9 protein-coding genes and 3 pseudogenes are annotated in these 10,782 nt (G+C 43.0%); 7 read left to right on the top strand and 5 right to left on the bottom strand.

Translation table 11 applies throughout. The features are described 5' to 3' along the window. Positions 1-50 precede the first annotated feature (50 nt). Positions 51-602 (bottom strand): RNA polymerase sigma factor, encoded by a 552-nt coding sequence (locus tag ASG81_RS26600; protein WP_327205193.1) that lies wholly within the window; start codon positions 600-602, stop codon positions 51-53. A 431-nt stretch (positions 603-1,033) separates the two neighbouring features. On the opposite strand from ASG81_RS26600, the gene ASG81_RS26595 reads away from it, so the two are divergent. Beyond that, a complete protein-coding gene (locus ASG81_RS26595; protein ID WP_056641765.1) occupies positions 1,034-1,456 on the top strand; it encodes a hypothetical protein in 423 nt (140 codons plus the stop codon). Between the two features lie 236 nt (positions 1,457-1,692). On the opposite strand, the gene ASG81_RS26590 is transcribed toward ASG81_RS26595, so the two are convergent. After that, positions 1,693-2,784 (bottom strand): tyrosine-type recombinase/integrase, encoded by a 1,092-nt coding sequence (locus ASG81_RS26590; RefSeq protein WP_056641763.1) that lies wholly within the window; start codon positions 2,782-2,784, stop codon positions 1,693-1,695. 163 nt (positions 2,785-2,947) lie between these two features. Between ASG81_RS26590 and ASG81_RS26585 the strand changes: the two genes are divergently transcribed. The 3 genes and pseudogenes from ASG81_RS26585 to ASG81_RS34225 form a co-directional block, all read left to right on the top strand. Then, the gene (locus tag ASG81_RS26585; protein WP_056641760.1) at positions 2,948-3,199 is read left to right on the top strand and encodes an AbrB/MazE/SpoVT family DNA-binding domain-containing protein; all 252 of its coding nucleotides are present in this window, start codon (positions 2,948-2,950) and stop codon (positions 3,197-3,199) included. Continuing rightward, positions 3,196-3,407: pseudogene (locus ASG81_RS34230) on the top strand (type II toxin-antitoxin system VapC family toxin); the annotation flags it as partial. The gene ASG81_RS26585 and the pseudogene ASG81_RS34230, both read left to right, overlap by 4 nt. A 120-nt stretch (positions 3,408-3,527) precedes the next feature. After that, a pseudogene (locus ASG81_RS34225) lies at positions 3,528-3,820 on the top strand (type II toxin-antitoxin system VapC family toxin); the annotation flags it as partial. Positions 3,821-4,446: 626 nt separating this feature from the next. Here ASG81_RS34225 and ASG81_RS26570 read toward each other — a convergent pair. After that, positions 4,447-4,848: a CBO0543 family protein gene (locus tag ASG81_RS26570; RefSeq protein WP_056641751.1), complete on the bottom strand. Its 402-nt coding sequence runs from the start codon at positions 4,846-4,848 to the stop codon at positions 4,447-4,449. Positions 4,849-5,331: 483 nt separating this feature from the next. On the opposite strand from ASG81_RS26570, the gene ASG81_RS26565 reads away from it, so the two are divergent. From ASG81_RS26565 to ASG81_RS26555, 3 genes are read left to right on the top strand one after another with little or no spacing between them, the layout of a single operon-like run. Then, positions 5,332-6,930: a spore germination protein gene (locus ASG81_RS26565; RefSeq protein ID WP_081417605.1), complete on the top strand. Its 1,599-nt coding sequence runs from the start codon at positions 5,332-5,334 to the stop codon at positions 6,928-6,930. Positions 6,931-6,945: 15 nt separating this feature from the next. Beyond that, on the top strand, positions 6,946-8,175 hold the full coding sequence (locus tag ASG81_RS26560) for a Ger(x)C family spore germination protein (RefSeq protein ID WP_056641748.1): 1,230 nt from the start codon (positions 6,946-6,948) through the stop codon (positions 8,173-8,175). Positions 8,176-8,194: 19 nt separating this feature from the next. Next, the gene (locus ASG81_RS26555; protein ID WP_056641744.1) at positions 8,195-9,292 is read left to right on the top strand and encodes a GerAB/ArcD/ProY family transporter; all 1,098 of its coding nucleotides are present in this window, start codon (positions 8,195-8,197) and stop codon (positions 9,290-9,292) included. A 3-nt stretch (positions 9,293-9,295) separates the two neighbouring features. On the opposite strand, the gene ASG81_RS26550 is transcribed toward ASG81_RS26555, so the two are convergent. Together ASG81_RS26550 and ASG81_RS26545 are read right to left on the bottom strand one after the other, a co-directional pair. Next, the gene (locus ASG81_RS26550) at positions 9,296-9,529 is read right to left on the bottom strand and encodes a hypothetical protein (protein WP_056641742.1); all 234 of its coding nucleotides are present in this window, start codon (positions 9,527-9,529) and stop codon (positions 9,296-9,298) included. Positions 9,530-10,600: 1,071 nt separating this feature from the next. Further along, a pseudogene (locus ASG81_RS26545) lies at positions 10,601-10,782 on the bottom strand (group II intron reverse transcriptase/maturase); the annotation flags it as partial.

The raw sequence follows: 10,782 nt of genomic DNA, 5'->3' as shown, positions 1-10,782 counted from the left end.
CCCGCAACGGATCAGTTGTTTTCAATTTTTGCAGCCATTCAGGATCAAACTCATTCATATGCAGTACCCTCCTCCTTCCAATTAGCCTTAACCTTCTGCCGTGCACGGGCTAATCTGGACTTCACCGTGCCTTCCGATACGCCGAGCACACCCGCGATCTCTTTCATCGACATATCGTATTTTCCGGATAAAATGAGGACCTCTCTAAACTTAAGAGGCAGCTTCATGACGATTCTCCAAATATCATCGGATAAGGATTGCTCCAGCGCCTCGTGTTCGGCAGACGGACTCGTCTCCTTGCTGCTGACCCATGCCATGAGCGTCACTTTGCGCATAAACGCGGATCGCAAGTAATTCACGGACGTGTTGCGCGCAATGGACAGCAGCCATGTTTTGATGGAAGACTCGCCGCGGAACAGCTCGATATTCCGGTAGGCACTCAAGAACACTTCTTGCGTGATGTCATCAGCCAGATCATTCCGCTTCGTCAGGATATAGGCCAAGTTCCAAACTTCCTGCCCGTACTTGATCATGAGCTCGCGCAGCAGTCCGGCATCCATGACCGTCAAGTGTTTCCAATAGGATTCCTCCAACCTCTTCACCTCCGATGATTAGACAATGCGCTTCCCACTCTGGTTCCATTTTTCTGAAAAAAATGCGAGGGGAGACAACTCGAAATCTCCGTTTTCCGCTCCAGGACGGGACGATTTACCGTCTCCATCCTCCCCAAAGCTTACATTTTGTTAATTTCATTATTAAAGCAGCATTTCCTATCTATGTTAGCTCTCTGGACTAGACCTGAACACAAAAAAAGGTCCTGAGGATCTTTCTAACGGGTTCCGTTTTGGAGTAAAAAATTAAAAAAAGCATACACATTAGCATGTGAATTAGCAATATAATTCGCATGCTATATTTTAATATGCCGTTTTCATCAATCATTGAAAGGCTTATGGCACCATTTGCTAAAAGGGGATAAATACTATTTCGCGAAAACCATTGTATAATTTACTTTAAAAAGGAGAGATTCTTACAGATGAATTTGATTAAAATTTATTCTTCAGGTAACACAGATATCGCGGTCTTCAATTTACTATTTGTTTTCTATGCAATTGCTACTATCGCACTCGTTTTCGGTTTATTGAAATTTACCAAGCAGAAAATCGCTGTTAACCGTTTTATTTTAGGCATTTCGAGCGTTTACATTGGTTCTTTAGTTGCCTTTGATATCACGTTTGGAATCATTACAAAATTTGGTCAGCAGATTCCTGGTCCTGGAGCAGCGGTGCTTTTGATGTTTATCGGAATGGCATTTGGTGGAGCACTCATGTTTGTCTTGGCACAAAAGCTTATATTTAAGTCCAAGAATATCGGAAAATCCACGATTGGATATGTAATTGCTCAGCCAGTATTAGCGATTTTGTTTTTTGTGGTTTTAATGTTCAGTGGTATTTACTAAGAATTGAAATTCTAATATTAAAACGCCGTATCCTAAAAGGAACGGCGTTTTTCATTTAAAGTAGGGGTCGCGCCACATGCCCATCAAGTTAAAATTTTTGATTACCCCAATCACAAAGGTGCAGTGCCATACATTTCTATTAAAAGCCTCCAGTTCTTCTGTTAACGGGGTTAATTATAAATGGTTTTAATGATAAACAATCTTATGAAATATTCGCCATTCGCACGGATCGGGTACTATAACTTCTCCACAAAACCCGCAGACGTGGCCTCCGGCGGTCTTGTATAAAGGCTCAAATATCGTTTATTCCGGTGCCGTAATAGACGTTCTAAATCTTGCTCCGTCACATCCGGATGTTTCGCCAATTCATTTGCAAATGTATGGCGTAAGTCATGCGGCCGCAGTGGCGAAATGAAGCATTCCGGATCTTTCAGCTCTGCATCATGCCATTTACCGATTTGTTCCAAGATGCGGTTAATAGAGCGAGGATACAGCCGGCCATCTTCTTTGCGAGACGATGTTTCGTTCGCACTCAAAAATAGAGCAACTGTTTCGTCCGAGGCATCGTGAATCCTTTCTTCTTCCAAATAATCAGCAAGGGCAACCCTTGCATCGGCCGACAAATACTCGGTTCCTTCTGTCTTTCCTTTTCCGCGTATCCGGACGATCTTTGCACTGCGAGCTGCACGCAGCTGCACAGGGTCACTAGGTTCGACTTGATCCAAGTTCAGATTTACAAGTTCCTCCCGGCGTAGCCCCGTAGAAAGAAGAACGTAAACAATCGCCCGATCGCGCTGCGGGCGCGAATGCGTTTTGAGTTCCATTTTTCCCTTCATTCGGCGCCGATCCTTTTTGAGATGAAACCGCTCCAGCCGATCACAGATGTTTTTGAGGGTCACAATCTGCTCGGAAGTCAGCGTCCGCGGTTTAGGATCCGGCAGCATAATCTCCCGGATCCCTTTGGTCGGATCTTCCGGCAGAAGATGCGGCGCTCGAACCCGAAGCCATTTCATAAACCGGGACAGTGCGGCCTGGTGATTGTTCACGGTGGCCGGCGCATACCCCTTCCCTCCCTTTTCGGGAGGATGATACAGATGCTTGAGCCACGCCGTAACATCCCGTTTTACAACAGCCGTTACTTTTTCATAACCGTACCGGTCCCGAAAGAAGTCAATGAACCGGCTCAGCTGCAGATCAATCTTTTTTTCGACATCGCGTTTCCGGTCCCCTGCTATTTCCATCTCCATGTAGCGCTCTTTCCAAAGCGTCAATCGGTCCTCATCCGGGTCATAGACCGAAAAATTCTTCCGTGTCGTGTTTTGTCTCACTTAGCGGCCTCCTTGAACGTCCTTTTCTACCTACTATAGCACAATTTAGAGCACAGAAGGGACATTCTGTGACGTGTTTTGTATTTCTGTTTTAAAGTTGGATTAAATTTACATAAGTGTGATAAAATAAATAATAGTAGGACGAATCGAAGGACGGTGTGATATGGAACATATATCGAAATTAGAAAGCGAGATTCGGATGAAGTATCAGATTACAATCCCTGAGGAAATACGCGTGAAAGCAAAATTGGCAGTTGGTGATAAACTGTTATGGCAGTATGATGAGGTTCATGATGAGATCATTGTGATGCCAAAACCAAAATCATTTTCCGACAAACTTTGGGGACTTGGAAAAGAGTTATGGATAGATGAACCAAGTGATGATTATGTTCGGAAGGAGAGAGAAAATTGGTGAACCCCTCCTCCCCCTCTTCTTATAAGAAAATCGTGTTAGACACGAACATTTTTATTTATGTGTTTGAGCAGCATCCTGAATTTGGTGAGAAAGCTAAGTGGCTGCTCGAGCAAATTGAGGAAGGAACGTATTCCGCAGTTGCTTCAACTATTTCATTAACCGAAATCCTTGTGAAACCGATTCGGGAAGGGAACTTGGCTCTAGAGAANCTGAACCCGGCTATTGTTAAAGAACCGGCTTCCTCCGGCTGCTTATATGGCTACTCGAACAAATTGAGGAAGGAACGTATTCCGCAGTTGCTTCAACTATTTCATTAACCGAAATCCTTGTGAAACCGATTCGGGAAGGGAACTTGGCTCTAGAGAAGCAGTACAAGCTGCTTTTCGCCCACTTCCCAAATCTTTCGGTTGTGCCCGTGGATAATGCGGTTGCCGAACGAGCCGCTTTTCTACGAGGTAAATATGGAATGAAAACACCGGATGCGCTTGTGATCGCATCCGCCATCATTGCACAAGCGGATGTTTTTGTTACAAATGATCTTCGATTGGAACAAGTGGAAGAAATACCTTGTAAAMGTATGTGTTGCCTTTCTTCATTTCATCAACTTCATTCCCTTTGCGANGGTTGCCGAACGGGTCGCCTTTTCTACGAGGAAAATATGGAATGAAAACACCGGATGCGCTTGTGATCGCATCCGCCATCATTGCACAAGCGGATGTTTTTGTTACAAATGATCTTCGATTGGAACAAGTGGAAGAAATACCTTGTAAAAGTATGGATCAATTATAAATGCAAGACAAAAGCTAGCAGGTTCCTGATCCGCAGTGGCCGCCCTAGTCATGTACCGGACTCTGGAAAAAAGGGGCAGATCGTTCGCCACTTTCAAAAGAGATACGATCTCCTCCTACTTTCACGCCATATACATAAAATGGGTGGCCAGAGGATCCAAAACCGATAACTCATATACCGGTCTAAGGCGGATACGGGCGGATGTTAGCTTTGAAGACGACAGGAGAAATAGGTCACACATGGCCGCGCGTATGAAAAGCTTGTTCTTTTCAAAAAAAAACGAGAATCCGCATTTGGATTCTCGTTTCCTTTTCCAATTGTGAATCCTTTAGGATTCACAAAAGCCGGTTAAACGCCCGATTTGAAATCATGTAGTGAAAATCCAAATAACCAGAGAAAAATAAAAGTACACACCCCAAAGAGGATATAAGCAGCAATCGGATTCATTTCATTCAATTTCACGAATGCAAAGCAGATATAATCCAGCCATTTTGATACGACATGATCCGAAGATAATAGTGAACAAAGGCTTCGCAGCCTGCAAAAACGCCGACCCACAGCGTGATATATAAAAATGGTTTGAGAACTCCTGATCCATTCGGGTACCGTGACAAAAAGACAAAGAAGGCAGAGGGAAAAACGACGAAGGTAATGAACAATTCGATTATCGTATCATCGATATGGTACGTTGGCGACTCATATATCCATAATTCGCGGTTGGCGGTTATAACGACGGCCAACACACTCCCCAGCATCACATAGTAAACCGAAGCAGCATACCTTTTCAGGCTTTTCCAATCTCCGAATTTCAGGGCAACCGGTATCCATAAGCAGGACCCCACAAAATAAACCAGCTCCATCACGTCACGAATCCTTTATGTAAATTAGTCATGGCAGTGTTTCTTACGGTTGAGTTAACTTCGCTAGTGTAACCAATTAAAGGCGAAAAATGCAGCGTAGAAAGCATTCGCCACTTTCGTGTGCGAATCATTCGCTGAAATATTTTCGACGCATTCACCTTCATTTTCCATACTAAACTGTCCATTAACGTAGCAAGGTTGCCGGTCGATCCTATAGCCTTAGTTGCATTTAGAACTAGCGTTTTTTCGTTAGCTGAACCAGTTTGCTTGTTTTTAGAAATATATTTAGTAGGTGAGTTAACTAAAGATCCATGACACTGATAACAATGTCTTACTCTAGACTGTGCTCTCGTTAGAGTTTGTCTTCAATCTGAAGCCCCTGCTCTTAGGGGCTTTATTTGATGTCTGTTCATTTCTTTATTCCTATGAATAAAAAAAACGCAAATGAGGAAAAGTATGGGTATACCTTTTGGGGGTTATCCTATGAGCTTCTTTTGGAACCGATCAAAGAAAAATAAAAAGCCTTCGCCTGACCAAAATGAAAACACCGACTTGAGAGAATCTGGAAACATCCCCCTTTACTCTGATTTGAATGCCAATCTGGATAAAATCAAGAGCGAACTCGGGAATAGCTCCGATCTGATCATTCGCCACTTTGAGCTTGGAGGCTTCCAAGTTGAGGCGGCTGCTGTTTTTGTTAACACTTTGATCGACAATAAGCTAGTCGACGAGTTTATTATGAGATCGTTAATGATCAATACCGCCCAAGAATCACTCAAAAATATAGCAGCGGATAAATCAATCTTTGATTTTATTAAAGACAATGCGAAGACTATTCGAGAAGTAAAAGTTGTGACGAGCTGGAATGAACTCATCATGTCCGTTTTTTCTGGGGACACCGTTATCTTTATTGACGGTTGGGCCCAAGGAATTAGTGGCAACACAAGAGGTGGAGAATTCCGGACCATCTCAGAGCCATCCTCACAAGTGGTTATCCGCGGTCCTAAGGATGGTTTTACGGAATCCATAGGCACGAATATATCTCTCGTTCGTCGTCGGATTAAAAGCCCGAATTTATGGTTGGAGCACATGAAAATCGGCGCTGTAACCCAAACCGATATCGGGATCATGTATATCAAAGGAATCGTTAACGATAAGCTAGTGGAAGAAGTAAAGGATCGGCTCCAAGCAATAGAAATTGATGCTATTTTGGAGTCAGGATATATCGAGGATTTGATCCAGGATGAAACCTTCACCCCGTTTCCCACCATGTTGAATACGGAGCGTCCGGATTCCGTGGCAGGTAACTTATTAGAAGGCCGGGTTGCTATTTTTGTTGACGGTACTCCGTTTGTTCTCGTAGCACCCACAACCTTTTTCTTATATTTCCAGTCGGTTGAGGATTATTATCAGCGCTTTGATATAGGTTTAGCGATTCGATTAATAAGGTACTTAGCTTTTTTCATTTCACTGCTAGGCCCCTCTATCTATATCGCGGCCATTTCCTTTCACCAGGAAATGATTCCGACGGCCCTTCTGATCAGCTTGGCCGCGCAAAGGGATGGAGTTCCTTTTCCCACCTTCGTGGAGGCGGTTATGATGGAAATTACGTTTGAAATATTACGCGAAGCCGGCGTTCGAATGCCGCGTGCGATTGGTCAAGCGGTTTCCATCGTCGGTGCGTTAGTTCTCGGACAAGCCGCCGTTCAAGCAGGGATCATATCTGCCGCGATGGTTATCGTAGTCGCAATTACAGCTATCGCCAGTTTTGCTGTCCCGGTTTTCAATATGGCGATTTCAGTTCGTTTGCTCCGGTTTCTAATCATGGCCTTTGCTGCCACGACCGGTTTCTTTGGGATTGCGATCATCATGTTTATGATCATCACTCACTTGTGCAGCTTACGTTCTTTTGGGGTTCCCTATATGGCTCCCTTTGCGCCGTTTATTCTACAGGACCAAGACGATGCTATTCTCCATTTCCCCTTGTGGGCGCGTTTGACACGCCCCCATATAACTGGTAAAAAAAATAACAAACGAATGAAAAACCATCTGGCACCCACACCTGGACCAGAAGAAAAGTAAGTGAGGTGATTCCATATGAAAGCTAAGCGGGTAATGTTATGCCTTTTTCTTTTAGGAATAATAACGATATCGCTGACCGGTTGCTGGAATGCTCGGGAATTAAGAAATTTAGCCTTTGTTTTAGCAATGGGTATCGATAGGTCTCCCAAGACAAATGAATATAAGGTTTCCTTTCAAGTCGTTATTCCAGGATCTGTCGCAACAGGCATTACCGGCGGCGGGGGAATCACTACGCCTGTAGCAGTATATACAGGAAAAGGAAATACGTTGTTTAGTGCTATTCGTAATGCATCCAAGAAGGTTCCGAGGCAGCTATTTTTTGCGCATTTACAGCTGGTGGTGATCGGAGAGGAGTTGGCGAAACATGGCATTCAAGACCTATTTGATTTTTTTGAACGGTCTAAGGAACCACGTCTTACCACCATGGTATTGGTCGCTAGAGGAAGTGAAGCCAAACCGATTATCAGCACGCTTACCACATTGGAGAAAATCCCAGCAAATTCCATTACCGGTAAAATAAAAATGTCGTCCATCCTTTTATCTGAAAATTTTAGGATCGAAATTTATGAGGTGCTTAGAGGCTTGGTAAACCAAGGCGAACCGCTCATCAACGGCGTTAAACTTACCGGTGATCCGGACAAAGGAATGGTTAAATCAAATGTGGAACAGACTATTCGGGCAGCCGATGTAATTATTCAAGGTATGGCAATTTTCAAAAATGGAAAATTGAAAGGCTGGCTTGATAATGGCGAAGCGCGTGGAACGACATGGATTCTCAATAAAATGAAATCGACTATTGTTGAACTTGATTGTAAAAAGAAAAAAAATTCCATAGGAGTAGAGATTATTCGTTCTTTGACAGAACTTCATGTGGAAACAAAGAATGGGGAACCGATCATTCATATCCATGTAAAGGAGGAAGGAAATCTGAGTGAGGTTCAATGTCCAATCGATCTAAGTAGTGTGAGTGTTATAGGCGATCTAGAGAATGAATGGGAAATAAAGACCGAGAGTGAGGTCATGTCAGCTGTAAAGGCAGCCCAAAATGAGAAAAGCGATTTTTTGGGCTTTGGCGATGCGGTGAATCGAGCCAACCCCAAGCTGTGGGAGAAAATAAAAAAGGATTGGAGCGAGAAATTCTCTACATGCGAGGTAGATGTTAAGGTAGACGCGTACATACGCCGCTCGGGCATGCGCCTGAAGCCTTATATGTCAGAGCAACAACAAAAAGAGAAACGACAGTAAAGGATGGTGTGCTTCGCAAATGGAAAAAGCCAGAATTAATGCAAATCAATTATTTGCCATGATCTTTCTGTTTGAAATCGGCACAGCCATCGTGCTGCCCATCGGGTTTGCCTCCGTGCAATCCGTATGGATAGCCATTCTTATCGCTTTAGTATTTGGCATCGGCTTATACCTGATTTACGACTATTTGTACCGTGAATATCCCGATTTACCCCTTAGCGGTTATATCAAAGCCATTCTTGGAAAGCCGATCGGTTGGGTCGTGAATGTGTCTCTTCTTCTGTTCCTCATCCATAATGATGCAAGAGTTTTACGGGAAACCTCTGAGCTGCTCGTTACTGCTTCCTATGACATGACCCCCCTGTTCGTCATTAGCGCCTTATTGATTGTGGCCGTTATTTATGCACTGAACAAAGGTGTAGAAGTCATTGCGAGAGTAGCTGAAATATACCTCTTGTTGTTCTTGTTTTTAGGTTTATTAGGTTTTATTTTCATATTATCTTCGAACATCATTGACATGAAAAATTTATTTCCGCTACTAAGTAAAGGATGGAAACCGGTATTTAAAGCTGCTTTCCCTAGAATTACGATGTTCCCCTTCGGTGAGACCATTTCGTTTGCAACGATTCTGCCTTATTTGAACAAACCTGTTTCAGGTAGAAAAACAGGGATATTCGCGCTCATCGCAAGCGGTCTCATCTTAAGCTTTTCCCATGCCATCGAGATTTGCGTGCTCGGACCCGATATTTACTCAAGATCGACGTTCCCGCTGTTTTTGATGATCACGCGGGTTAATATTGCTGACTTTGTGCAACGGATGGATGCTTTCGTCATTCTAACTCTAATTATCGGCGCATTCTTTAAGTGCGCGATCCATATGTATGCTGCAATGAGCGTTGCTGCATACTTGTTCCATGTGGAGATACGAAAGATGGCTTTGCCCGTAGGAATTACCATTCTTGTAGCCTCGTTTATGTTGGCAAGCAACTGGGCCGAATTCCTCGCAATGGGGAAAGAAGTGGTTACTAGCATTCTAATCCCGATATATGGAATGTATCTCCCTATCTTTCTGGTGATCGTTCATCTGATTCGAAAACGATTGTTCAAAAAAAGTTGAGGGCTACTGCTTTTTGTTGCTATTTATCGATTTTTTTATGAAAGAAAACAACTGAGGGATGATCATAAATGAAACCAAAATAGCCAGTGTGACATACTCAACACTCGTTGTAATGGTAAAAGGAGGATATAAATTTTTTATCGTTTTGGCAAGCCGAAGCCCTAATATTTTTTCAACAAGGAACGCATAGCCTATACTTGATCCAAGGATAAAGATGAAAACAAACCATATTTTCATTCAAATAAACCTCCCTTAGGGTTTTTGCTTCCCTAGGGTTCCCAACTAAACGGAAGAGTACTCGCGTTTGCCGTTGGGTCTTTAAACACGAAACTGCCTTGTCGTCCTCCCCAGGCGATTCAATTTCCATATCACAAGCGTATCACCAGAACGCTTATACTCCATCTAGACATCATTCTGAACGAATAATAGATACTCAATATCTATGTAAATTAGTTATGTAAAGTCTAATGTGAATTGCTGACCATCTGTGTATTTATACTGAAAAATATACAATCCAGAGCCTATATCTTTGCCATGACCTAAAATTCGTATTACTTCTTCGTAAGTCATTTTTGGTGTCACTTTCTTAATTGCTCTTTTGTGACTGTCTTTATTTCAGTTCCTACAATTAGCTGTGTTTCTGATAGATTTTGCTGTATAGGCTTCTCAGATGTTTGACAGCCAACCGTTAAAACCGTAAGCAATATCATTATTGTAGTTAATAAAAAAGACTTTATTTCCCTTGAACACCGGATCCATTACTACAGGTCACGCTGTGGCCCACTCCTCAGCTCATCGATCGCTGACGGCTCGCTCCTCGATCACCGGTAGGATTTCAGACATTATCTATGACTGCAGCTACAGGCCAACTTGTTCCAGATCCATTACTGCAGATCACGCTGCGCACTCCTCGGCTCATCGGTCGTTGAGGGCTCACTCCTCGATTACCGGTTATTCCAGGCATTTAACTATCCCTGCAGATACTGACCAACATTAAGAATGTCGTAAATAAACGTTGTAATAGTTCCTTTCTGATCGGTGAATAATTAACTGGAATCCACTTGAAAGGAGAAATGAAATGACTCAAATCAACAGTGCCAATGATTCACAACGTGCCGCGATGCCATCAAACGACCCTAAGAAACAGGGGAAATCCGCAGATAAGAAAAAGTCAAAGTAATACTGTTGTCCAAAGAAAATAAAGTTGTGGACTGACAGTGTTAATTTTACGCGTTACAACTAGAAAAATCGTTTGCCTTTCGAAAATAAGTTTTAGACTATACAATTTTAACAAACAAAAACCCAGTGCAGGTATTTACGGATAAGTAAGAGTACTTTCTTGTCCTTCACTTTCTCCGAAATTTTCATCATGAGACGGTCATGATTGACGCGGTCAAAGAATTTCTCCAAGTCCAGATCGACCACGAATCGGTATCCTTCTTTCATGAATGCTCTTGCTTTCCTCACAGCATCATGTCCGCGCCTTTTAG

This window comes from Paenibacillus sp. Soil522, from assembly GCF_001428245.1.
Classification (GTDB): domain Bacteria; phylum Bacillota; class Bacilli; order Paenibacillales; family Paenibacillaceae; genus Pristimantibacillus.
Note: the sequence above shows the minus strand (reverse complement) of the source record. Positions and strands in the feature narration are given on the sequence as shown.